Origin of the sequence: Vibrio sp. Vb1755 (assembly GCF_033338635.1) — a bacterium.
In the GTDB taxonomy this organism is placed as follows: domain Bacteria; phylum Pseudomonadota; class Gammaproteobacteria; order Enterobacterales; family Vibrionaceae; genus Vibrio; species Vibrio alginolyticus.
In genome coordinates this window covers 41,968-64,946 of sequence record NZ_JAWOTA010000019.1, presented here as the reverse complement: position 1 = coordinate 64,946, position 22,979 = coordinate 41,968, and the positions used below count along the sequence as shown (strand labels likewise).

Annotated in this window: 21 protein-coding genes; 7 read left to right on the top strand and 14 right to left on the bottom strand. The window is 44.4% G+C overall.

The genetic code is table 11. The annotated features are described in order from the left end of the window. The first annotated feature begins 95 nt into the window (after positions 1–95). The 3 genes from R7E00_RS16270 (at position 96) to R7E00_RS16260 (ending at position 2,393) form a co-directional block, all read left to right on the top strand. Positions 96–326, top strand: a complete 231-nt coding sequence (locus R7E00_RS16270) for a hypothetical protein (protein ID WP_017636104.1) — start codon at positions 96–98, stop codon at positions 324–326. Between the two features lie 245 nt (positions 327–571). Then, complete coding sequence (locus R7E00_RS16265) at positions 572–871, top strand: hypothetical protein (protein ID WP_005376885.1); 300 nt, start codon at positions 572–574, stop codon at positions 869–871. 331 nt (positions 872–1,202) lie between these two features. After that, complete coding sequence (locus tag R7E00_RS16260; RefSeq protein WP_017636105.1) at positions 1,203–2,393, top strand: amino acid aminotransferase; 1,191 nt, start codon at positions 1,203–1,205, stop codon at positions 2,391–2,393. 89 nt (positions 2,394–2,482) lie between these two features. Here R7E00_RS16260 and R7E00_RS16255 read toward each other — a convergent pair whose 3' ends face one another. Next, positions 2,483–3,124, bottom strand: a complete 642-nt coding sequence (locus R7E00_RS16255) for an outer membrane beta-barrel protein (RefSeq protein ID WP_005376883.1) — start codon at positions 3,122–3,124, stop codon at positions 2,483–2,485. 314 nt (positions 3,125–3,438) lie between these two features. Between R7E00_RS16255 and R7E00_RS16250 the strand changes: the two genes are divergently transcribed. Then, the gene (locus tag R7E00_RS16250) at positions 3,439–5,328 is read left to right on the top strand and encodes a DUF294 nucleotidyltransferase-like domain-containing protein (protein WP_169628544.1); all 1,890 of its coding nucleotides are present in this window, start codon (positions 3,439–3,441) and stop codon (positions 5,326–5,328) included. An 8-nt stretch (positions 5,329–5,336) separates the two neighbouring features. Next, positions 5,337–6,056, top strand: a complete 720-nt coding sequence (locus R7E00_RS16245) for a 3'-5' exonuclease (protein WP_005376881.1) — start codon at positions 5,337–5,339, stop codon at positions 6,054–6,056. Between the two features lie 69 nt (positions 6,057–6,125). Here R7E00_RS16245 and R7E00_RS16240 read toward each other — a convergent pair whose 3' ends face one another. After that, the gene (locus R7E00_RS16240; RefSeq protein WP_005376880.1) at positions 6,126–8,009 is read right to left on the bottom strand and encodes a methyl-accepting chemotaxis protein; all 1,884 of its coding nucleotides are present in this window, start codon (positions 8,007–8,009) and stop codon (positions 6,126–6,128) included. Between the two features lie 231 nt (positions 8,010–8,240). Next, positions 8,241–9,812 (bottom strand): BCCT family transporter, encoded by a 1,572-nt coding sequence (locus R7E00_RS16235; protein ID WP_005376879.1) that lies wholly within the window; start codon positions 9,810–9,812, stop codon positions 8,241–8,243. Positions 9,813–10,199: 387 nt separating this feature from the next. On the opposite strand from R7E00_RS16235, the gene R7E00_RS16230 reads away from it, so the two are divergent. Continuing rightward, complete coding sequence (locus tag R7E00_RS16230; RefSeq protein ID WP_005376877.1) at positions 10,200–10,676, top strand: MarR family winged helix-turn-helix transcriptional regulator; 477 nt, start codon at positions 10,200–10,202, stop codon at positions 10,674–10,676. 40 nt (positions 10,677–10,716) lie between these two features. Here the strand turns inward: R7E00_RS16230 and R7E00_RS16225 are convergent, their stop codons facing one another. The 6 genes from R7E00_RS16225 to R7E00_RS16200 all read right to left on the bottom strand — a co-directional run bounded on the left by R7E00_RS16225 (position 10,717) and on the right by R7E00_RS16200 (position 16,719). Then, on the bottom strand, positions 10,717–11,355 hold the full coding sequence (locus R7E00_RS16225) for a response regulator (RefSeq protein ID WP_005376875.1): 639 nt from the start codon (positions 11,353–11,355) through the stop codon (positions 10,717–10,719). Further along, positions 11,348–12,703 (bottom strand): cache domain-containing protein, encoded by a 1,356-nt coding sequence (locus R7E00_RS16220; protein ID WP_169628543.1) that lies wholly within the window; start codon positions 12,701–12,703, stop codon positions 11,348–11,350. Before R7E00_RS16220 ends, R7E00_RS16225 begins: the two co-directional genes overlap by 8 nt. Positions 12,704–12,854: 151 nt before the next feature. Beyond that, positions 12,855–14,141, bottom strand: coding sequence for a TRAP transporter large permease (locus R7E00_RS16215; RefSeq protein WP_005376871.1), 1,287 nt, complete (start codon positions 14,139–14,141; stop codon positions 12,855–12,857). A 12-nt stretch (positions 14,142–14,153) separates the two neighbouring features. Further along, positions 14,154–14,693: a TRAP transporter small permease subunit gene (locus R7E00_RS16210; protein ID WP_005376869.1), complete on the bottom strand. Its 540-nt coding sequence runs from the start codon at positions 14,691–14,693 to the stop codon at positions 14,154–14,156. Positions 14,694–14,808: 115 nt separating this feature from the next. Beyond that, positions 14,809–15,900: a TRAP transporter substrate-binding protein gene (locus R7E00_RS16205; protein WP_017636112.1), complete on the bottom strand. Its 1,092-nt coding sequence runs from the start codon at positions 15,898–15,900 to the stop codon at positions 14,809–14,811. A gap of 414 nt (positions 15,901–16,314) precedes the next feature. Continuing rightward, positions 16,315–16,719 carry a hypothetical protein gene (locus R7E00_RS16200; protein ID WP_047103233.1) on the bottom strand — a complete coding sequence of 135 codons (405 nt, stop codon included), beginning with the start codon at positions 16,717–16,719 and terminating at the stop codon, positions 16,315–16,317. Positions 16,720–16,992: 273 nt separating this feature from the next. On the opposite strand from R7E00_RS16200, the gene R7E00_RS16195 reads away from it, so the two are divergent. Beyond that, on the top strand, positions 16,993–17,658 hold the full coding sequence (locus tag R7E00_RS16195) for a DUF2982 domain-containing protein (RefSeq protein ID WP_005376857.1): 666 nt from the start codon (positions 16,993–16,995) through the stop codon (positions 17,656–17,658). Between the two features lie 18 nt (positions 17,659–17,676). Here R7E00_RS16195 and R7E00_RS16190 read toward each other — a convergent pair whose 3' ends face one another. From R7E00_RS16190 to R7E00_RS16170, 5 genes are all read right to left on the bottom strand, one after another. Next, positions 17,677–18,333 (bottom strand): MBL fold metallo-hydrolase, encoded by a 657-nt coding sequence (locus tag R7E00_RS16190; protein WP_005376855.1) that lies wholly within the window; start codon positions 18,331–18,333, stop codon positions 17,677–17,679. A gap of 129 nt (positions 18,334–18,462) precedes the next feature. Continuing rightward, the gene (locus R7E00_RS16185) at positions 18,463–19,011 is read right to left on the bottom strand and encodes a DUF882 domain-containing protein (protein WP_031778936.1); all 549 of its coding nucleotides are present in this window, start codon (positions 19,009–19,011) and stop codon (positions 18,463–18,465) included. A 166-nt stretch (positions 19,012–19,177) separates the two neighbouring features. Continuing rightward, positions 19,178–20,719: a L,D-transpeptidase family protein gene (locus tag R7E00_RS16180; RefSeq protein ID WP_005376852.1), complete on the bottom strand. Its 1,542-nt coding sequence runs from the start codon at positions 20,717–20,719 to the stop codon at positions 19,178–19,180. A 153-nt stretch (positions 20,720–20,872) separates the two neighbouring features. Beyond that, positions 20,873–21,955: a DUF1513 domain-containing protein gene (locus tag R7E00_RS16175; RefSeq protein WP_005376850.1), complete on the bottom strand. Its 1,083-nt coding sequence runs from the start codon at positions 21,953–21,955 to the stop codon at positions 20,873–20,875. Beyond that, on the bottom strand, positions 21,936–22,973 hold the full coding sequence (locus R7E00_RS16170; protein ID WP_005376849.1) for an imelysin family protein: 1,038 nt from the start codon (positions 22,971–22,973) through the stop codon (positions 21,936–21,938). The genes R7E00_RS16175 and R7E00_RS16170 overlap by 20 nt, the downstream gene beginning before the upstream one ends. Positions 22,974–22,979 lie beyond the last annotated feature (6 nt).

The following is a 22,979-nucleotide window of genomic DNA, read 5'->3' as shown; positions in this document are numbered from 1 at the left end:
CCTCACATCTTTGCAATACCTAAAAGCAAGGTTTTACGTTGGACTGAGTGCGTTAAACTCACTTCGAGCTACGGTCTTTAAATCAGGAGGAAGCGATGAAAGTTTTTACAATGGACGATCTCTCGTATCGCGGAAAACATAAAGGTGTACATAGTTGGGACCATCCTGGCAGTACCACCCCTTATTATTGGCATCCTGATTGGCTGCATATCGCTGAAGATGCTTTGGGTGAACACAAAAAGGCTGACCTTGAAGTCCCTGATGGAGAAACAGCGACAGAAGAGCATGCAAAAGCGGCGATTCTCAAACACTTGAATGACGAGTAGTTTAGGCTCTATCACCGTTCAAGAATAGCATTAGGTAGGCGAATCCATCGTTGTATGCTTTAAACACAAATAAAGCTAAAACCTGCCAAATAGTAAATTCTTCTGAATGAGAAGTACGCATCTTCTATAGCGTTCAAAGGGCAAAATAAGTCGATTGTTATCACATTAATTTTCATTACATCTGTTACATTTAAATAGTAATGGTGATGCACACCTCAACTCATGGATTATGAGAGAAAACAATAATGGCGAAATACAACGAAGAAGATATTAAATACAAAGGTGAATCCAACGGCGTACATTCTTGGAGCTCTCCTTCCGGCCAACCTTATTACTGGCACCCAGATTGGCTACACGTTGCGGAAGATGCGACGGGTACGCATCCGAAGCAAAAACTTGAAGTTGAAAAGACAGAAGTACCAACCGAAAAGCACGCATTAAAAGCGATCTTAAAGCATATGAACGACTGGGCGACTGAAAAACTTTCTTCTAACCCTGACATCGAAACCAATGCGGTTGAGTCGGAAATCAATCTGAAGAAATAACCCCAACCGATATCCATACTCTAACAGTAAACGCTCCACCTTTGGTGGGGCGTTTTTGTCTCAACAAATCCTCACTAGGCAATTATAAACGTGTTAACGCAAAGCACTGAATTGAAACGATTGGGATGTGTGCAAAACTTCTCCAACCATGGCATAAATGCCCTTCAAACTCTGTGCCTACCAAACGTTTTCATGGCAAAAACTTTAGTTATGTTAGAATTCTGTTTCAAATCGCAACTTTTTTAGGTTTTCTTTTCAGTAACGGTTGTAACCAATATTGCTGAAAGGTATAAATGTTAGCACACCCCTTCGATTAACATGGATGAAGATTATGTTTGAAAAAGTAGTTGCCGCTCCGGCTGACCCTATTCTTGGCCTTACTGAAGAGTTTAAAAAAGATGCTCGCGCAGACAAAATTAACCTTGGCGTAGGTATTTACAAAAACGAGCAAGGCGAAACTCCCGTTCTTGCGACAGTAAAGAAAGCTGAAGCAGCACTTGTTGAAACTGAAAAAACCAAATCTTACCTAACCATCGAAGGCACAGCAGAGTACGGTATTGCAGTGCAAAAACTGCTTTTCGGCTCTGATGCAGAAATTGTAAACGAAAAACGCGCTAAAACAGCTCAAGCTCCGGGTGGTACTGGTGCACTACGTGTTGCCGGCGAGTTCATTAAACGTCAACTAGGCGATGTAAAGATCTGGATCAGCAACCCAACATGGGCGAACCACAACGGCGTATTTACTGCTGCTGGTATCGAAACGGCACAATACAGCTACTACAATGCTGAAACAAAAGACAAAGACTTCGATGCGATGCTAAATGATCTGCAATCTGCATCTGAAGGCGACATCGTGCTTCTACACGGCTGCTGTCACAACCCTACAGGGATCGATCCTACGGCTGAAGAATGGGAAACATTGGCGAAACTTGTCGCAGAGAAGAAATTGCTTCCTCTGTTCGACTTCGCCTACCAAGGCTTTGCTAAAGGTGTGGAAGAAGATGCTGCAGGTCTTCGTACTTTTGCTAAGTACAACAAAGAAATTCTAGTCGCGAGCTCTTTCTCGAAAAACTTTGGCCTATACAATGAACGCGTAGGTGCCTTCACGTTAGTAGCTGAGTCAGAAGAAGTCGCAACAACCGCATTTTCTCAAGTTAAAGCCATTATTCGCTCTATCTACTCTAACCCACCTGCACACGGCAGTGCTGTCGTGACTCACATTCTTGGCAACGCCGAAATGCGTGCGGAATGGGAAGCTGAAGTAGCAGAAATGCGTGACCGTATTCAAGAAATGCGTGAACTATTTGTAGCGACACTAAAAGCAGAAGGTGTGGACGCAGACTTTAGTTTCATCGAACGTCAAAATGGTATGTTCTCTTTCTCTGGTCTTTCTAAAGAGCAAGTTAACCGCCTTAAAGAAGAGTTCGGTATTTACATTGTCGGTTCTGGCCGAATCAGTGTTGCTGGTATGACGAAGTCAAATATGGGCCCTCTGTGTAAAGGCATTGCAGCGGTTTTATAATCGACTGTCGCATACTTTGTTAAAAGGAAAGGTCAGCATAAGCTGACCTTTTTTGTTTTAACTTAACGCCAAAAACGAACCCGTCCGATCTAGTAGACAAACTTCAAACTCAGCCCAACTTCATTGACGTAATCTGAGCTTTCACCGCTGTAATCAGTATCTCTAAACTGATAAAAAAGACCAGTGCCGATGACTTTATGCCATTGGTAGTTAAGACCGATCTTAAAATTGTTCTCATCAACGATATCACTACGGTTCAACTCCACTTCAGCTGTCGCAATAAGCTTTTCACTGAGCAAGTAATTCACCCCAACAGTTACAGCTTGAATCAATTCGCTATCGGAAGACAACGTATTATCCGTTTTGTCGTCCGTCGCTTTCGCTTTGATTGCGCCTATTCCATATATCCCGTAGATATCGAATTGCTCTGTAACTCCATAACGGTAACCACCACCAAACAAAAGGCGGTCAATGCGAAGAGTAAAATCATCCGGATGGAAAAACTGCGCTGAGTAATCAACATTAAACAACCAATTCTCAGTAAACAAATAGTTACCACCGAGTCCCACTGTGGTCGTATTAGAGTTATCTAACCATTCTTCGTTTGTCGTTCCGGCACCAACATCCAAATGAATGTGTTCGTACCCAAATTTTTCTGCTTGGTCCATGACCACTGCGCTTGATATCGCCGGCAAAGCAGCTAAAGAAACAAGCAATAAATTTCTCACCATTCGACTTCCTTTCATGAGAATTATCTAAACACTGTATTCCATCGCCTGAGCTACTTGGCTCAAGAAGAATAGCTTAATCTAAAGACGTGATAACGATCTGAAACAGCCAAAGATCTAATCAGTCATCACGAAGAAAACATATCGGCGACGTCTTTTTCAATTGAGGTGACCATATAGTAGTAAAAATGAAGCTCCCTTATCGTGCGATATGTCAGAATCTTATGACTGAGCACGAAAATCGCGGTTCAGATAAGACTCTGTTTTAAAACTAAGTTAAGATTACTTTATTATTTGCGAACTAAAAGGCGCCTTCGATGGATGCAGAACTTCTCGAGATTTACAACTTTCTCGCCAAGTATCCCCCGTTCAATGAACTCCCTGAAGAAACACTAAACAAGGTGACAGAGAGTATCGAAATCTCGTACTACCGAGAAGATACCCCCATCATCCATTTTGGAGACTATATCCAAGATTTATACGTGGTGCGAAGCGGTGTTGTTGAAGTTTATCGACGCAAAGGTGAGCTGTATAATCGCCTTGACGAAGGTGACCTATTTGGCCAGATGGGCATGCTCACCAATAACAAAGTCCGCTTTCCGGTAAAAGCCATTGAGGATACCCTGCTCTACTGTATTCCTGGTGACATTTTCCAAGAAATTTACGATAACTTTGATTCCTTTGCGGATTTTGTTGAAGTTGAAAATAGCGCTCGTTTACGCCAAGCCATTTCAGAAAACAAAGACGCCAATGACCTGACGACGTCGAAAGTGAAAACCTTGCTGACTGGCGATGCTCATACGATTGATCGTGGTCAGACAATCCAGCAAGCCGCGCAGCAAATGGCGAATGACAACGTATCGGCTTTACTTATCGTCGACCCAGATTTCGTTCGTGACGAAGACGATCCACAGTCCCCAGTACTTGGTATCATTACCGACCGTGACTTGTGTACCCGTGTGTTAGCTGAAGGTTTGTCCCCACAGGACGATGTGTCCAGTGTGATGACCACGGAGGTCATGTCTCTTGACCACAACGCTTACATCTATGAAGCAATGTTAACGATGCTGCGTTACAACGTACATCACCTACCAGTGGTAAAAAACCAATTACCAATCGGTATTATCGAAACCACCGACATTGTTCGTTATGAATCTCAGAATTCGTTGTTGTTGGTGAGTAGTATTTTCCAACAACAGACTATCGAAGATTTAGCCGTTGTTGCCGAAGAAGTGAAAAGCAGCTTCGTGCGTCTGGTCAATGAAGATGCCAACTCTCACATGGTGGGTAGCGCGATGTCGGTCATTGGCCGAAGCTTCAAACAGCGTCTGCTAGAAATGGCAGAAGAAGAGCTTGGTCCACCGCCAATTCCTTATTGTTTCCTTGCACTTGGCTCAATGGGGCGAGATGAGCAACTGTTGGTGACTGACCAAGATAACGCCATCATTCTAGATGAAACTTATCAAGAAGAGAAACATGGTAAATACTTCGAAGCCCTAGCAAAATACGTCAGCGATGGGTTAGATGCCTGTGGCTACAAATATTGCACAGGCGATATTATGGCAACCAACCCACTGTGGCGCATGACTCGTTCAGAATGGGAAGAGTGTTTTGCTGACTGGATTGATAACCCGAACCCGAAAGCACTACTCAACGCCTCCATCTTTTTCGACTTGGATGGCGTCTATGGCCGCTTAAAATGGGCAGAACAGTTAACTAGCTTTATTGTTCGTCGCGCTCGAAAGAACAACCGCTTCTTAGCGTGTTTGGCTCGTAACGCACTAAACAGAACACCACCTCTAGGCTTCTTTAAAGACTTCGTGATGGAAAAAGATGGCAGACACAACAACTCCATCAACCTCAAACGTCGCGGTACTGCTCCTCTGGTCGACTTAATTCGCGTTCACTCTCTGGCGGTTGGTTCACGAGCACAGAACTCGTTTGAGCGTCTTGACGACATCATTGACGCTGGCATTTTGCCAAAAGGTCGAGCACAAGACTTAAAAGACGCGTTAGAGTTTATTTCCATGGTGCGTATTCGTCACCAAGCGACGGATGTGGAACTAGGCATTGATCCTGATAACAATATCGAACCAGAAAACCTCTCTGAGTTTGAACGTCGCAACCTAAAGGATGCATTCCAGATCCTAAGCAATGGTCAAAATTTCCTTAAGTTCCGCTACCAAGCGAACAAGAGCTTTAAGTGAGGTTTAGCATGATTAAAAAGCTCTTTCAGAAGCCAACCATTCAGTGGCCAACGAAGTTTGAACAAAAGCTGGAGATGGCGAAGGATGAGAATTTAATTGCGTTTTATAGCAACAAGCCGCCTGCTCCAGAAACACCGTTATCTGAGGTGGAGTTCGTGGCGTTAGATTTCGAAACGACGGGTTTGAATCCTGAAAAACATGACATCATTACTATTGGTTTGGTGCCGTTTAACCTGAAGCGAATTTTCCTACGTAACTCGCGTCATTGGAAGGTACGTCCACAGCGTGCACTCGATGAAGATTCAGTCATTATACACGGTATTACTCACAGCGAATTGATCGATGCACCTGACTTAGGCGATATCTTAAGCGAGCTGCTACCATGCTTAAGCGGGAAAATCATTGTTGTTCATTACCGTCGTATCGAGAGAGAGTTTCTGGATAAAGCGCTCAAAAGCCGTTTAGGGGAAGGTATTGAGTTTCCTGTTTTAGATACGCTGCACCTTGAAGAAACGATTCAACAGAAACGTTCAGGCTCTCTCTGGGAGCGTTTAAAAGGGAAAAAACCAGAATCGGTTCGGCTAGCGCAATCTCGACGCCGTTATGGGCTGCCAGACTATACGCCTCACCATGCATTAACCGATGCAATTGCTACCGCAGAGCTACTGCAAGCGCAAATCGCCCATCATTACAGTGAAGAGCAACCCATCAGTGAGTTCTGGCTGTAATATACTTCACGCTTAATAGCGATCAAAAAAGGAGCCAGATGGCTCCTTTTTACTTAGGTTGAGACAAGATTACAGCTTAAAGCGTTGAATCTCTTGTTCAAGTTCGTGTGATAGCTCAGACAGGTGAGCAGCTTGTTCTGCTGCTTGATGAGCTTCGACTGACAGCTCGTTAGACACGTCACGAATACCTTCAGTGTTACGAGTGATCTCAGTGGTTACCGATGCTTGCTCTTCTGCTGCTGAAGCAATCTGCGTTGCCATATCACTGATACGCTCAACAGCAGTGTGGATTTGCGTCAAGCTCGCTGCAGCCGCATTGGCATCATCAACACTGGTATCAGCTAGACGACGACTGTCACCCATAATACCGACCGCTTTGGCTGTTGTGCCTTGTAGCATCTCGATAGTTTCTTGAATCTCTTGCGTTGAAGCATGAGTACGTTGGCTCAATACGCGGACTTCATCTGCAACCACAGCAAAACCACGGCCTTGCTCACCTGCACGTGCCGCTTCGATCGCCGCGTTAAGTGCAAGTAGGTTCGTTTGCTCTGCAATGCCTTGAATCGTTGATAGAATCGTATTGATGCTATTTCCGTGTGCTTCTAGCTCTTGAATCACATCAGTAGCAACTTGAACTTCTTGCGCTAAGTTCTGAATAGAGCCTTGCGTTTGAGTTACTTGGCTTGAACCGTGTGAACAAGCTTGAACCGCTTCTTCTGAGTTACTTGCCGTGCTATCAGCATTACCTGCAATTTCTTGTGTCGCTGCTGCCATTTCGTTCACGGCCGTCGCCACCATGTTGATTTCATCTTGCTGGTAAGAGATACGCTGACTACGCTCCTCAGCTTGCTGTGCTGTCGTGCGTGCTTGCTCTGAAAGCGCAGAAGATACGTGGCTAAGCTTAGTAACCATTGTGTGCATGTTGCCAACAAAACGGTTGAAGTTTTCCGCCAGTTTACCTACTTCATCATCACTGCGTGGCTCTAGGCGTTGCGTTAAGTCACCTTCGCCAGATGCAATTTCTTCCAGTGCATTTGATACGCGGTTCAAGTCACGGAACAAGAAACCAACTAGCCAAGAAACTGCAAGAATAACCACAATCGTGATCGCCACAGCAGTGAACAATAGATCTCGTAGCAATACCGCATGACCTGCTTCTTCTGTTGCGCGATCCATTTCAATCGCAAACATCCAATGCGTGCCAGGAACTTTATTGAAGTAGTAAAGCTTCTCTTTTCCTTTGATTACCGTATCTTCGATACGACCTTCATCGGCGGCACGCTCAATTGCCTCTTCTGAAAAATCTTTTAGAACACTGGTGATAGGCTTAAGCGTCAAGCTTTTATCTGGATGCGCTAAAAAGGTGCCTTCATTCATGTCGATTAGCATCGCATGCGCGTTTTCACCTGCATCTAAGTTAATCACATCGCTGATAAGCTGATCGATCAGTACATCCGCACCAACAACACCAACAAACTGACCATTTTTCATTACTGGCTCAGCAATGGTCACAAGTAGTGCATTCGTGATTGCGTCTTGATATGCGGCTGTGATGATTTGCTTACCCGCTGCATCAGCATCCTTGTACCAAGGACGTGTGCGAGGGTCATAATCAGCACGGTTACGCTCCGGATGAGAGCGGTACATATCACCGTTTGGTGTACCAAGGAAGATGTCATCGAAGCCACCAGCCTTGCGAGCTTGTTGTAGGAAAGGAACAACGTCTTGCTCGGTCGAGTAGTCGTTGAACGCAGTGGCAATATCTTTACGGATATTGACCCAATCAGAAATTCCCTCTGACGCAGTAGTACTAAGACTTTGCGCACGTGAATAGACACCTGAACGAGTCTGATCAAATAATTGACCAGCCGACAACCAAGTAAGTGCTGTTGCCATCACAACAACAGCAGAAAGGCTTGCGCCTATAAGCTTTTGTTTTAATGATAATTTCATATTTATAGTTTTTTGAGTTGGGAGAACAGTTAAGGTGCATGAATATTACACACTTTTTTACGACTATTCACTAATTTTTAAAAAACAAAATAGCACATTAACTCTTTGTAAAATATGAACTTTCATGTGTCATTTTTTTGTCTCGAGCGTCATAAAAACCGCACAAAAAAAGCCAGCAAATTGCTGGCCTTTTGATTGATTGTTAGTCAAACGGTTTTATAAAATGCCGAATTACTGACGCTCTGTTCTCATACCCATCAATAAGCTCACACACATTGCAAGCAGAATGAAGGTAAATGGCAGTGCTGTAGAAATGGCACCAGCCTGAAGAGCTTGAACCGCCTCGGAGCCACCAATCCATAGCAGAGCAACCGCAATTGCACCTTCCATGAATGCCCAGAAGACACGTTGAAGTACAGGTGCATCAACTTTACCACCTGCCGTGATACTGTCGATAACAAGTGAACCAGAGTCAGAAGACGTAATGAAGAACACAAGTACCAACACAACAGCGATGATAGAAAGCATGCTACCAAATGGAAGAACATCAAACATTTGGAACATAGCGAGAGATACGTCAGTCAAGCCATTTGTGCCCAGCTCACCTACTTTATCAACAACTTGCTCGATCGCCAGGCCACCAAATACAGACATCCAAACAACGGTAACCGCAGTTGGAACCAGTAGAACTGCTGTGATGAACTCGCGAACGGTACGGCCACGAGAAACACGCGCGATGAACATGCCTACGAATGGCGACCATGAAATCCACCAAGCCCAGTAGAACACTGTCCAGCCTTGGAACCAAGCTTCGTCCGTACGACCAAACGGGTTACTTAGTGGGATGATATTCTCTACATATGCCATAAGTGTGGTTGGAATCGAACCTAGGCTCGCCGCCCAACCGATAAGACCAACAAGGAGAAGTAGCAAGAACGCCACAACCATGTTGATGTTACTAATGACTTTAACACCACCATCGATGCCGCGTACGACTGAAACAACAGCAAGTAAAGTCACCACGGTAATAACGACGATTTGCAGACCTAGGCCTGGCTCAACACCAAATACGTGATGAATACCACTTGCTGCTTGCTGCGCACCTAGACCTAGGGATGTAGCAAGACCAAATAAAGTCGCAAGCACAGCCAGAATGTCCACAATGTGGCCAGCCCAACCCCATGCACGATCACCCAGAAGTGGGTAGAAGATCGAACGCATAGATAGCGGTAAACCTTTGTTGTAGGCAAAGAATGCTAAAGAAAGTGCTACAACACCGTAAATTGCCCATGGGTGAAGGCCCCAGTGGAACATCGTTGCACCCAGTGCCAATCTCGCGGCTTCTGGTGTATTTGCCTCAACACCAAGTGGCGTTTCATACCAACCGGTGAAGTAAGCGACAGGTTCTGCAACACTCCAGAACATTAAACCGATACCCATACCAGCTGCAAATAACATTGCAAGCCATGACATAAAAGAGTAATCGGCAACAGCGTCTTTACCACCTAGTCGGATCTTACCCATTGGTGAGACGATAAGCGCCAAACAGAAAATAACGAAAATATTACCTGCAATAATGAACAACCAATCGAATGAACCAATAATTTTCCACTTCAGCCCATCAAGTGCCGTCTTTGCGGTATGTGCATCTAGAACTAATGCAGCGACAAGAAACAGCGCAATTAAACCTGCACTAATACCAAAAACTGGGTTATGAACATCAAAACCCCATTTTTGAACGTTGTCCTGACCTACCGTATAGTCGGTACTATCGATACTGTACTTATCTATACCCTTTGTCATCGTTCCTCTCTATTTTTGTAGTGTTTTTACGTACCAAACAAAAAAATCTTTCGAACACGATACGTTTTGCATTCCGTGAAGGCGCAAGATCCTATCATTTGACACGTTTTTGTCTATCTTTTTGCTATTAAAAAATCCAATAACTTACTTTTCACTGTGTGGTTACGGCCTTTGATAGAACAAATCACTACCACAATAGTTAGACCACAAACATTTATTGCTATAATAATTTTAGCTCTTCTTATTTTGTCGAAAAGGCGCGACAAAATGGTATTGAGGACACGGCGTAAAATTGTAGAGGTAATTTTTGATTTCCCCCCTTTAAATAAGGGCGCATTTAAGTTAGTGTCGCCTCGATAAATGTTCCCTACAGACTGGATGAATAAATTGGAAAAGTACGAAGAAGTATTGGTCTCGATTCGTCAGATCATCCGCGCTATTGATTTACATTCTAAAAAGCTGAGCAAAGAGTCTGGATTGACTGCTCCACAGTTGATTTTGATGCGCGCTATCAATGACTTAGATAACGTGACGATTAAACAGTTGTCTAGCCACACTAACATGAGCCAAGCGACCGCAACGACCATTCTAGATAGACTAGAACGAGGCCAGTTTGTTGAGCGTCAGCGCAGTGTTCAAGACAAGCGTAAAGTGCATGCTGTACTTACGAGCAAGGGCCAAGAAGCCTTAAAACAAGCACCAACGCCGCTGCAAGAGCACTTCATTAATCGATTCCAAAAATTGGAAGAATGGGAGCAATCCCTTCTACTATCTTCCGTTCAACGCATCTCGACGATGATGAATGCAGAGGACATCGATGTTGCTCCAATGCTAGAGCTTGGTAGCATTACCAAAGCCGATTAGTTTCGCTCCCACGTGCTCGCTTTTTGCGGGCACTACTCTCCTACTCAGTCAACCCAGTTTCAAACGCATATTTTGCTAACTCTGCCGTCGAATGTAAGTCCAACTTGTGCTTAATGTTATGGCGATGCGTCTCTACCGTTCGATAACTAATATTGAGTAAAGTGGCGATTTTCTTGCTGCTGTTTCCTTGAGCAACTAATTTAAGTACCGCTTCTTCCCTGCGGCTGAGAGGATTCGTTTTTTGCGTGGCAGGCACCACTTCTTGGGTAAAGAGTGTTTGTGTGACGGATTCACAGAAATACGTCGAGCCTTGGTTAACCGTTTTTATTGCTTGCACCATTTTCTCGGCCGAGATTTCCTTGAGCATATATCCTACGGCACCAGCTTGCATGACCTTCATGATGTACTCGCGATTATCGTGCATGGTCAACATAAGTATTTTGCTCTCTGGGCGAGCTTCTTTAATCACACCAGTCGCTTCAATACCGTTCATTATTGGCATGCTGATATCCATCAATATGACGTCCGGTTGCAAGTGCTTTGCGACCTCTATCGCTTCCAAGCCATTGCTTGCTGTACCCACCACTTCGATGTCAGGCTCTAACTCCAAACGAGCCATGAAGCCATCCAATACCACTTGATGATCATCGACAATCACTACACTAATCGGTTTATCCATAAACTATTTCATCCAAATTAAGCAGCACAGTAATCTCTGTTCCCAAGCCAAGCTCACTCATTAGCTCAAATTCACCACCGATGAACTCTACACGCTCTTGCATGTTCCTTAACCCAATCCCTTGTTGGTGCACTGCTTGGTTAACCACAAATCCAACGCCATCATCACGTATGAGTAATTGCAGCATATTGCCCATTTTTTGCAAAGTAACCGTTACTTTTTTCGCTCGCGCATGTTTTTCAATGTTATTCAAAGACTCCTGAGCGACGCGATATAGCGTCGTTGCGACTTCCGAAGTCAGTTTGTGCTGCTGAGTATCGAAATTGCTCTCGATATCAATCCCGGAATGGGAATGAAAATCCTGTAGCAAGGTCGTCAGTGCTGCTTCTAAACCGATATCATCGAGGGCGCTTGGACGGAGCTGATGAGAAATATGCCGCACCTCATTTATCGCGGTGACGAGCGATCGTTGTGATTTATCTAAGTGGGATTTGAGTTTTTCGTCTTCAAGTCTATGACTCATTAAGTCTAAATGACATTTACTGGAGACTAACAACTGATTGATTCCATCGTGCAGTTCTCGCGCTAAATGCTTTTTCTCATCTTCTTGGAACATCACGGTTTTATGTGCCAATTCTTTCAGGTTCTTATCAGCGAGGCGATGCTCGTGCAGATTGATCGCCAAAGTGAGAACAATGATTACAGCAACGGTCACCGCTAAGATCACGACGACTGAGAAAAATGTCGTTTCGATATTTTTGTTCACTGCCGCGCGCATATTGGCGACTTCTCGGCTGACATCCTCAATATACAGCCCAGTCCCTATCATCCATTCCCACTTATCGAGCCATGCAGCGTAACTAAGCTTAGGGACGACTTCACCTGTAGATGGCTTTTGCCACAGGTACTGATGAAATCCGCCACCTGATTGCGCTTGATACAATAAAGCTTCGATTAAGCGATCGCCATTTTCGTCTTCAAGATAGAGTAAGTTTTCCCCGACAAGCTCTGGAAGAACTGGGTGTACAAGGTTGGTACCATTTTTATCATAAGCAAAAAAATAGCCGTCAGACCCATAACTCAAACGATTTAAAATCGCTTTCACACGCGTTTTGGCAACACTCTCTTCTAATGTCGGATCGTTGTAGATGTAAGAAATGGAGTCAAAAGCGACGTCGACCGTATCTTTCAGCGCCGCTTCTTTTGATTGGATCAGGTTTTGATGAAAGATCTCTACCTCCCTTTTGCCAAGGGTCTTGGTTTGATAGATAGAGATCCAGCTGATACTCGCTGACACCAATACCACGGGTATCAGTGTCAGCAGAATTAACTTTGCTTTGAGAGGCATCCCTTCCCTCCATGAAACGCTGCCTTTACAGCTTACTATCTTAGCAGTACAAACTAATCGATTGTGTCTGCATAGACATAATTAACAGCTTAACAACTTGTCTCAAAAGGTAAAAACTCTCAGTTCACAAAATCTCTTTATTATCGAGTGATTAACTCATACCGTAAAAACCTGGGAAAAACAGCAAAGACGCCAACACAACAATCTGAATCGCGATGAATGGCATCACACCTTTGTAGATATCACGCGTAGTAACCCCTGCTGGAGCGACACCTTTTAGATAAAACAAACTAAAGCCAAATGGCGGTGTGAGGAACGACGTCTGCAAGTTCATCGCAATAAGAATCGCAAACCACGTCATATTAATGCCCATCAATTCAGCGACTGGCGCAATAATTGGCACGATGATAAAACAGATTTCAACGAAGTCGATAAAGAAACCTAAAATCAGAATCACCACCATGGTAATAATAAGGAATCCCCACTTTTCACCCGGCAGTTCTAACATCCACTCTTCAACTAAATAATCACCACCAGTGTAGGTAAATGCCATTGAGAAGGCGGTCGCACCAAGTAAGATCGCAAAGACCATTGCGGTTACTTTAACTGTCTCTTTTGATGCATCATAAATCATCGACCAACTAAACTGTTTATACAATAGCGATAAAATTATCGCACCTGCACCGCCCAGTGCCGCTGACTCTGTTGGTGTTGCAATCCCTGCAAAGATGGAGCCCAATACCACGATGATCAATGCTAAAGGTGGCAATACAGCTTTCAGTGCGGTGAGCACTTCTTGTTTACGACTGATCGACTCATCGCGCTCTATCGCCTGTGCGGCTTGAGGGTTCAACTTCGCGTAGATGAGAATATAGATCACATAGGCGCCAACAAGTGTAATACCGGGCCAGATCGCAGCTTGAAATAGGTCCCCTACCGGTACGCCAAGTACATCACCCAACAAGATCAACACGATAGAAGGTGGGATAATTTGGCCCAACGTGCCAGACGCACAAATAGTCCCACACGCTAAACCTTTGTCGTAATTGTACTTGAGCATCACAGGAAGAGATATTAAGCCCATCGCAACAACTGATGCGCCTACCACACCCGTTGAAGCTGCAAGCAATGCTCCAACTAACACGGTAGAAATAGCGATACCACCGCGAACGCCACCGAACAAACGCCCCATTGATTCTAGTAGCTGTTCAGCAAGCTTCGTTTTCTGTAGCACTAGCCCCATAAAAACGAACAGCGGTACGGCCATTAGCACCGTATTTTCCATAATGGACTGAATTCGATATGGCATAAAAGCAAACATCTCGATGCCTTCAGCCCAAACACCAAAAATCAGCGCGATACCACCAAAAGTAAAGGCAACGGGAAATCCCAATAGAAGCGCAAAGAGCGCAACAAAAAACATCACTATACCGATCATAATGACTTCCTTTTACGACTTACCGTTATTACCGGCATAGATGAGATGAGGGTTGACAATTTTGTTGATTGAATGAAGTAACAATCCAATACCACTCACCGCCATAAAGAAAAATGACAGCGGAATCATCGCTTTGATAATCCAACGATATGGTAACCCACCTGGGTCACCAGACGTCTCGCCTAACGCGTAACTTTCCTTGGCGAAATCAATACCAAACCAAGCGACCAGTAGGCAAAAAGGGAATAAGAAAAATAGTGTGCCTATGATGTCGATGATGGATTGTGCTTTGTAAGATAAGCGTTCATAAAAAATGTCGACTCGGACATGGCCACCGGACTTAATTGCGTAAGGCACACCAAGCAAGAATACGGCAGAGAATAGATGCCATTCCATTTCTTGGAATGCGATAGACACATCATTAAACACGTAACGCATGACAACGTCGTACACAACGTTTGCTAACAACAAAATAAACAGGATGCTGGATAACCATCCGAGAAAATCGCTAAAGCGGTTAAATAATCGCTCAATATAAATAAGACTTCTCATTCCGAACTCCGTGGAACGTTTAGATGCGCTCCGCTATGGTGCGGAGCATTCATTATGAAGTTTTCTTGGGCTTCGATAGCAGGCTAAACCTCTTGGCATCGCCTGCTTCACAACGTTATTGTTGAGCTTGACTGTTTAAGTACGCTCGGTGCGAAATATCTGACCATGGTCGAACTTGATTCATATAGTTCGCTTGCGACTCTTGAATCTCTTTCGCCAAAGCATCTTTTTCTGCATGTTCTTTCAACAAACGATCGTTTGCTTCTCGCAACGCAGCTACGACTTCAGGTGGGAAATCTTTTACTTCAACATTTGGGTATTCAGACTTAATAGATGCCCAGTTTTTGCCGCTTTCGTGTTTCGATTGCGTGTACATATCGTAAGCGGCCGTTTTCATGGCTACTTGCAAAATCGCTTTTAGATCATCAGGTAGACGATTCCAGGTACGCTTGTTAACGAGGAACTGAAGCTCAGTCGCTGGCTCATGCCAACCTGTGTAGTAGTAAGGCGCGATTTTGTGGAAGCCCATACGTAGATCCAGCGATGGACCAACCCATTCCAAGGCATCAATTGTGCGACGCTCTAGAGAAGTATATAGCTCACCAGGGGCGATATTCGTTGGCTTGGCACCTAACTCAGCCAAAATCTCACCAGCAAACCCTGGGATACGCATTTTCAAACCCTGTAAGTCCTCGACGGACTTGATCTCTTTTTGGAACCACCCGCCCATCTGAGTATCGGTATTACCGCCAGGGAAAGACATCAAGTTATGTGGAGAGTACACTTTTTCCATCAGCTCCATACCACCGCCGTAGTAAAACCATGCATACTGCTCAGTTGGCAGCATACCGAAGGGCATAGAAGTGAAGTAAAGTGTGTTTGGAACCTTACCCTTCCAGTAATAAGACGCTGAGTGACCCATGTCATACTGCCCCGACTTAACCATATCAAACACCCCAAAAGGCGCTTTATGCTTGTTTGCGGAATCAATGCGGATTTGCAAACGTCCGTTGGACATCTCTTCCGCCATTTTGGCCATGTTTTTTGTGGTATCACCAAAAATTGGGAAATTAGGCCCCCAAGTTTCAGCAAGCTTTAAACGATAGACTTTTTCAGCAGCGTTTACAGAAGTCGCTGCGAGTGCCATCGCGGCAGCGACAGCGGTTGTTTTGAGCACTCGTTTTAAAGATTTTTGGATTAGACTCATCGTTCACGTCCTTTATCACCAAGGTTATTGTTGTCATCCATTTCATTAGGATTGGCTGTATTCGGTATAAAAGATGTAACAATGTTGTCTAATGCGAAATGGGCATGAACACGGAAGCGAGTAATTCATCAATAAGGCATTAGCCTAAGGTATTACGTACAAGTACGTAGGAAAACCGTCATGACAAAAGACTAATAATAGCAAAATCAATAAATTATATTTTTATCTATGAATAAAAATAAAAGACAATACTTACGTATTTTTCTGCCAAAAAATTTACATAGTATTTAAGAAAATGTGACAAACCACTTATTGGTAGTGTTAAAGTCAGTACTTAATGCATTATTTCCAATACCAAGATAAAAAAATACCTCGGCATCAGCCGAGGTATTCAATCTAGAACGGTAGCGGTAATTAAACTGCTTTGTAGATAACTTTGTTACCTGCTAACTGCTCTTTTTGAACTAGGTTTTCTTCAAGAAGCTTCTTTAGTGCGCCAGTAGCCCATGATGCCGCTTTAGTATCTTCTTGACCTGCAGCTAGACCGATGCCTTTAGGGTTAATACCTTCAGCATTCGCAATAACGATGTCTAATACTTGTTGTTGCTTAGGAGTAAGGGCAACATCAACTGTTTTCACTGCAGCTACTTTTTTATCAGCTACTACTTTCTCCGCAACAGCTTTTTCAGCAACAGAAGGTGCTACTGCTTTTTCCGCAACAGGCTTCACTGCTTTAGGTGCTGCAGCTAAGTTTGCTACTGTCGCTTTAATGCGTTTTTGCAGTTTCATCTGCACTTTACGCTTATGAGCAAGTCTCATTGAATATTTCTCCAGTTCACTGCATCTCAGCAGGGATGAAAATTTGAAGCGCGTTTTATACCAAAATTCACAAGCAATTTGTAGGTTTTAGCGGCGAAACGCGATGAAAAATGCGCTCAAAGCATAGAACGTCTACTATTTAATCAGATATTTTATGAACGGATTTATTGAATACTGGGTATAAAAACAGAGGTTTGTTTTATTTTAAATGCAAATCAATGCACATAAAGCTGCCCACTCATTTTTGGACAAGTATTCGATGAGGTTATAAGCATGGAAACGCTGCACCTAACAAATTCACATTTCAAACCCGACTCCCCTATCAACAGAATACTTTTGTTGCTTGTTGCACTCATCACTTTGTTTTTGGTTGCCATTTCTCCGGGATGGAAGCAAGCCATGTTGTCGGTCATCTTGATGTCTGCAATCGTTGGTTTCGCCATCTTGATGATTAAGAAAAGCCAAGTCACTTTTACGCTGACAGCTTCTCACTTTCAGCAACACCTTTTTAAAGGAGGTTGGGTCGTCAGATGGCGAAATATTGAGTCAATCGGTATTTGTAGCTACCAACAGGAAGGCTGGCACCAACCGCTACCTTGGATCGGTATTCGTCTAAAACACTACTCACCCTACTTAAATTCAATCTGCCCTCGTATAGCGACTGAAATTCTCCTCAGCCAGCGAGCACTGCTTTACTTAGGCGCGAAACAAAATCAGTGTGAAGATAAGTTTGAGGATATGGTGCTTGACCCTAAACCATATATAAACAGAGATGGGATTGAGTACAAAGGTTTGTTAGCGATGCTCGCCAACCGGATGAAGTATCAGAGAGGTTTCTACGGCTACGATCTATTTATATCAGCAAGTGATCTAGATCGTGAGGCTGAGGACTTTGTGGGACTGACTCGGCGATACTTAGCTGCCGCCGAGCCAGAATAATGCTTAGTACACGCACTTTTAGTAAAGCGGCATCTCGTCAGCAACGAACGGGTTAGTTTTACGCTCGTGACCGAAAGTCGATTGAGGGCCGTGACCAGGGACAAACGTGACATCATTGCCTAAAGGCCACAATTTCTCTTTGATAGAGCTAATCAACGTATTGAAATCGCCTTGTGGGAAGTCAGTTCGACCAATGCTACCGTTAAACAAAACGTCACCCACAAACGCTAAACGCGCTTCTTCGCTGTAAAGCACAACGTGACCAGGTGTATGACCAGGTGTATGGAATACATTCAGCACTTGATTACCGAAAGTGACAGTGTCACCCTCATTTAGCCATTGGTGCGGTTCAAACGCTTCTGTCAGCGGGAAACCAAACATTTGGCTCTGACCTTCCAAACCTTGCAACCAGAAGTTATCTGCCTTGTGAGGACCAACAATCTCTGTACCGCCAAGCAGTGCAGACAGCGGCTCCGTGCCACCTACGTGGTCCAAGTGACCGTGTGTTAGCACTAGGTTTACCACGTCAACACCCAGCTCTTTGATAAGCATAGCGAGCTGCTTTTCATCGCCGCCTGGGTCAACCACAATGCCTTTCATGGTTTCGTCACACCAGACAATAGAACAGTTTTGAGAGAAAGATGTTACTGGAACAACTTGGTATTTCAGAGCCATAGATAACCTATACCGAATAAATTTGCGTGAAAACTGCCGCAACTATGACACTAAGGCCTATCGACTTCAAGCTTTGAACTGTGGGTAATCGACGACGTTCTGAGACTAGAAACCTTGTCTCAACTGGCACTACCAGGAACGAACAGCACCCGTATCGATATGAACAAAGTTACTGCCTGGATAATAACCCACGCCACCGGCTTTTAGGCTTAAGGCAGCATCACGAACTGTTGAAAGCTTCACACCGTCTAAACGGAAATCAATGGCCTTTCCTTCCATGTGCATGCTCTTTTTCGCTACACGAGAAGACCCGTTGCGCAGCGAGGCGTTAGTGGCAGGAGAACGGTAACCTGAAATGACGATCACCTCTGCTTCTGTACCAATTAACTTTTGAATTTGACTTATTTGATCGAACAAGCGTCTATCCATGGGATGAACCTCATTTCGTCGATGGTCTCGACAAAACTCATTCAGCCTTTGCAGTTCATCATTAATGTATCGTTTTCCATCGAAATAGCATGTTTCGAGGATCTCTCCAGTATTAAGGTTGTTCATCGCCAGCGCACGTGGCTCGTCAGGGAGTGAAGCCCAAGAAAATGATGGCAGGGCAGACGCCAACACCACACCACCAGCGGTCATTTTAAGGAAATCTCGGCGGGAAAAGTTACGACTTACCATTTCAAAATACAGTGCTCAACAACTAGACAAGTCGTGGACATTAACCAAACACATTTGTCACGTCAAATGCATAAAACGCTCCATCTTGATTTTCAGATGCAGTAATTATTGCTTAATTATTGAACGAAAAGAGAATTCTTCGTTTTGTAAATTTTCCTTAAAAATTTCAACTGCGGTGATCGTACTTATAGATATCATCACGGTAGTAAAGCGTTCCCTCTTCCAACCATGCTGTTTGATAAATGATGTGTACTTGAATGCGCTCTCCCAAAGGAACTGACGTGTTAGACCGACGAGAACTTTCTCGCTTTTTCGCTAAACGTTCTTCCAACCCCTGAGTTTTGAACAGAAGTTCTGCTAACTGGTCTGCATGTTCGACACGGACACATCCTGAGCTGAATGCGCGTCTGTCCTGTTCAAACAAGTTCTTACTTGGCGTGTCATGCAAATAAATAGCTTGTGGGTTAGGCATATTGAACTTGTACAATCCCAGTGCATTTTGTAAGCCCGACGCCTGTCGCATACGATAAGGAAATGTTCTCGGATTCACCGTTGCCCAATTGATGGTTGTAGGGTCAATAATTTCGTTCGAAGTCCAAGACCGAATGATTTGAATGTTATGGTTAATCAAATACATCGGATTACGTTTTACTTTAGGAATAATGTCTTTAACCATGATAGTCCAAGGCACGTTCCAAGTTGGGTTGAGAATAACTGAATCCAGTGCTACCGACATGATGGGCGTTTTTCTTGATGCTCTCCCTACCACGACTTTAGACTCAAACAAGGGTTGACCGTCATGCCAATACGTGACTTCGTATCCAGGCACGTTAACAAAGACAACATTATCCCTTTCTTTCGACCAAATTCTTGAACGCTCAGAATTCAACGCCAGCAGATGCAATCTCTCTTGAGGAGAAAAGTTGATCCATCGAATGGTATTCGGGCCGATAACGCCATCTTCTTTCAAACCATGAATACGCTGGAACTCTTTTATCGCAAGCTCTAATTGTTCGTCATATTCTTCAGTGACTAAATCCAAGTAAGAAACATCTACGCCTACGATCTCCATTCGCTCAATCAATAGGGGTCTGTTTTCTAATATATCGCCAACACGTGCTAGCCCAGTTTGTTGATAGGCAGGATATTGGTACTGAGAATGTTCCGATAGCGAAGAATAGGCGGAGTAGAAAGCATCATCTGTTTGTAATGGAGACCGGAGACTTGCCAAAAACTGACCAAGTTTGCCAACCGTAATCTCATTACTCAGAACCGATAAAGTATCGATGCTAGGAGCGGGTAACGTAACATGGGCTTTGTCTGTAAATAGCCAATTAATCCCTTCTTCGGGGAGTTGCTCAAGATAACTAAGGTACATCAAGAGTGAGTCTGTCATCACTAAATCGAAGTCGAGATTATCTCCCTGCCACCTTACTTGGTTTATCCGGTGAAGTTGATTTTCGAATTCATCGGTGACATCCGCAAGTGCAACCAGGTTTACTTGAAAAAGAAACTGCTCAATATCACTTTCATTTTCCCAGTTCAAACGGTAATTGGTGCTTTGATACAGTTGATCAATCACCTCTGGATAATGGATCATTTTTTCTACAGACAGCTTTTGTACCGCTCCCTCTTGCTCGACTTGCGCTGAAGCTTCGAGAGAAACGACGGTGGAAAAGCTGCAAAACGGCACCAGAAGTGCCGTCATGATTAAAACCCTAGCAAACACTGAAATGATCCTTGCGCTACTTGCCATAATAAAAAGTATGGCAAATATCTCACAGCTTGCAGGTTTAAAATTAAGAATCTGATGCCGAAAACGACAACAAAACTCTCTATAAGTAATTACTCAATGATCTTTCTAGATAATTCTCGACCAATGGTTGTCCCATTGCACTCCGCTTGCGAAGGTACTTTTTGACTCCTCAGGTCTTTGCTCTACCACTTTTCCCGCCCCAGAACTGACTCGGAACTCATCGCCATAGACCACAACACCAGAGGCATCTGGTAACGCACTTAGCTCGACCAATTTGCCCGTAGATTTAGACCATATACCATAACAACTGCCCGGAGGCGAAGTGGCTAAGATCCATTCATCGGTTGCTGCAATACTCGCAACGTAGTGATTGAAACGCGCCCACTCTTCAGGATCAGCTTGTAGATCCTGCATCTCACCACCACGCGTGTGCATGGCGATCAAGGCTGGATACTCGTCCGGCTCACCACGATATTGTTGCCCACAAAGCACGGTTTCCGCACCATCATGAGCTAAATGGCGAATACTCAACTTATGATCCGGTAAAGACACTTGATCCAATAGCTCCCCTTCTTGTGAAAGGTAACTCAGACTCGGTCTCATGCTATCAAGATTGAGAGGTTCACGGCCATTAGTGTGTACGCCACCAACGCCAATCGCCAATGCGCCATCAGGCATCATGATCACTTCATGAGGGCCAAGGCCAAAGCCTGTTAACTCATCGATCTTTTGATATTGCTTCTGTACATCATAAACACCAATGATCCCGCGGCTTGTCCCCCTTTCCCCTTCTGTGGCAAATAGCAACGTGCCGTCATGGGAGTAAACACCATGTCCGTAAAAATGGCGATTTGGCGTTGCTAGTTGCAGTTTGATCATCTGCTCTGAGCGATAATCAAACACCATGAAGAAAGTACCAGGTCGACGACCAAAAACTACGGCGTGGCCTTGTTGGTTGGTTGCCACACCGTGACCACGCTCAGGAATCGGCAATGAAGATAGCGGCATACCATGCTCATCCGCCACCACCGCTGCATATTTATCTCGGCCAATGATAGAGCAGCCGATCAACGCAGGCTCACGTGAGCTTGTTGAAGAACAACCAAATGGCATCATAGGTGTAGCCGCCCCGAATAGAGCGGCTTTCAGCAAAGTTCGGCGGGTTTGATCAGTCACCATCGGTTGCATTAAATCCTATAACTACGCCAAGCTCGATTGCCACTTCTTCGTGAATCAGGTACTTCAATTGCTCTAGCTTATTGTATTGAGCAAGCACCATGCGATAGCCTTCTTTTGTTTGTAGTGCAGCAAACAAGCTCTTATCTTCTGGCCAAGTTTCTAACGCCATTTCAAACTGATGAACAACACGGTCTGCGAGATCTGCATGGCCTTGCTCTCTTAGTAGCGCATCTAGACCATTTCCGTTCGCAAAGTACAACGCTTCCATCCCTTGAAGGTTGGCTTTTAAGTTTGAAAGTGAGGTCTCTGAACGCCACGATTCTGAAAAATACGGGCGAGGCTTACCAATCTTCGCTAGCGGTCGGCTCAACTTCTTCATGCTGTACTCAAGCTGATTCGAGAGCAGTGAAATGTACTCAGATTCCCATTCCGTCATCTCTAGCGCTTTCCAAGGGTTCTCTGCCCAAGAATCCGCGATGATCTGCGCTTTGTTATCGAGGTTTTCTGCAATCGCTACGCCTGTCACACAGGTATTGCTATTGCTAGATAAGGTCGACGCTTTATCGTAAAGCAGCCATTCCAATGCACCTAAACCTTGCACGGTGACACTTTGGGTGGAGATACCTTCTGCACTCCAAGCTTGATCAGATTTCGTCAGTACAGACATTTTACGACCAGTGGTGTTCTTTTTATCTGGCCAAAACTGAACATTCCAGCTTTGCTCCAACGCCGTAGCAGGGCCACGTTCTTGACCTTGTAATGCCATCCACGCAAGCATCGTTTGATGCCATTGCTGTTTTACTTGTGCATCATCTTTCGACTCTGATGCGCAGTAATCCGCGAAGCGCTGTTCAAGTTCTGTGGTTTGCGCTAAAAACGTCTGAGCTGATTGAAACTCAACCTCGTACACGCTTTGAGAAATATGACTTGTACTCTCAGGCTTGGCTGAGCTCGAACCGATGGTCGATTGGCAACCAACCAAACTTAACGTTGCGGCAATCGCACTCACTAACAGTGTTTTTTTCATGGTTGC

Coding starts and splice junctions, on each gene's coding strand:
- R7E00_RS16175 (WP_005376850.1), bottom strand. CDS start 21,955: ATGCAACCGATGGTGACTGATCAAACCCGCCGAACTTTGCTGAAAGCC.
- R7E00_RS16200 (WP_047103233.1), bottom strand. CDS start 16,719: ATGAGACTTGCTCATAAGCGTAAAGTGCAGATGAAACTGCAAAAACGC.
- R7E00_RS16240 (WP_005376880.1), bottom strand. CDS start 8,009: ATGAAATTATCATTAAAACAAAAGCTTATAGGCGCAAGCCTTTCTGCT.
- R7E00_RS16185 (WP_031778936.1), bottom strand. CDS start 19,011: ATGGTAAGTCGTAACTTTTCCCGCCGAGATTTCCTTAAAATGACCGCT.
- R7E00_RS16270 (WP_017636104.1), top strand. CDS start 96: ATGAAAGTTTTTACAATGGACGATCTCTCGTATCGCGGAAAACATAAA.
- R7E00_RS16215 (WP_005376871.1), bottom strand. CDS start 14,141: ATGATCGGTATAGTGATGTTTTTTGTTGCGCTCTTTGCGCTTCTATTG.
- R7E00_RS16255 (WP_005376883.1), bottom strand. CDS start 3,124: ATGGTGAGAAATTTATTGCTTGTTTCTTTAGCTGCTTTGCCGGCGATA.
- R7E00_RS16235 (WP_005376879.1), bottom strand. CDS start 9,812: ATGACAAAGGGTATAGATAAGTACAGTATCGATAGTACCGACTATACG.
- R7E00_RS16225 (WP_005376875.1), bottom strand. CDS start 11,355: ATGGATAAACCGATTAGTGTAGTGATTGTCGATGATCATCAAGTGGTA.
- R7E00_RS16210 (WP_005376869.1), bottom strand. CDS start 14,693: ATGAGAAGTCTTATTTATATTGAGCGATTATTTAACCGCTTTAGCGAT.
- R7E00_RS16220 (WP_169628543.1), bottom strand. CDS start 12,703: ATGCCTCTCAAAGCAAAGTTAATTCTGCTGACACTGATACCCGTGGTA.
- R7E00_RS16245 (WP_005376881.1), top strand. CDS start 5,337: ATGATTAAAAAGCTCTTTCAGAAGCCAACCATTCAGTGGCCAACGAAG.
- R7E00_RS16170 (WP_005376849.1), bottom strand. CDS start 22,973: ATGAAAAAAACACTGTTAGTGAGTGCGATTGCCGCAACGTTAAGTTTG.
- R7E00_RS16250 (WP_169628544.1), top strand. CDS start 3,439: ATGGATGCAGAACTTCTCGAGATTTACAACTTTCTCGCCAAGTATCCC.
- R7E00_RS16260 (WP_017636105.1), top strand. CDS start 1,203: ATGTTTGAAAAAGTAGTTGCCGCTCCGGCTGACCCTATTCTTGGCCTT.
- R7E00_RS16205 (WP_017636112.1), bottom strand. CDS start 15,900: ATGAGTCTAATCCAAAAATCTTTAAAACGAGTGCTCAAAACAACCGCT.
- R7E00_RS16195 (WP_005376857.1), top strand. CDS start 16,993: ATGGAAACGCTGCACCTAACAAATTCACATTTCAAACCCGACTCCCCT.
- R7E00_RS16180 (WP_005376852.1), bottom strand. CDS start 20,719: ATGACGGCACTTCTGGTGCCGTTTTGCAGCTTTTCCACCGTCGTTTCT.
- R7E00_RS16190 (WP_005376855.1), bottom strand. CDS start 18,333: ATGGCTCTGAAATACCAAGTTGTTCCAGTAACATCTTTCTCTCAAAAC.
- R7E00_RS16265 (WP_005376885.1), top strand. CDS start 572: ATGGCGAAATACAACGAAGAAGATATTAAATACAAAGGTGAATCCAAC.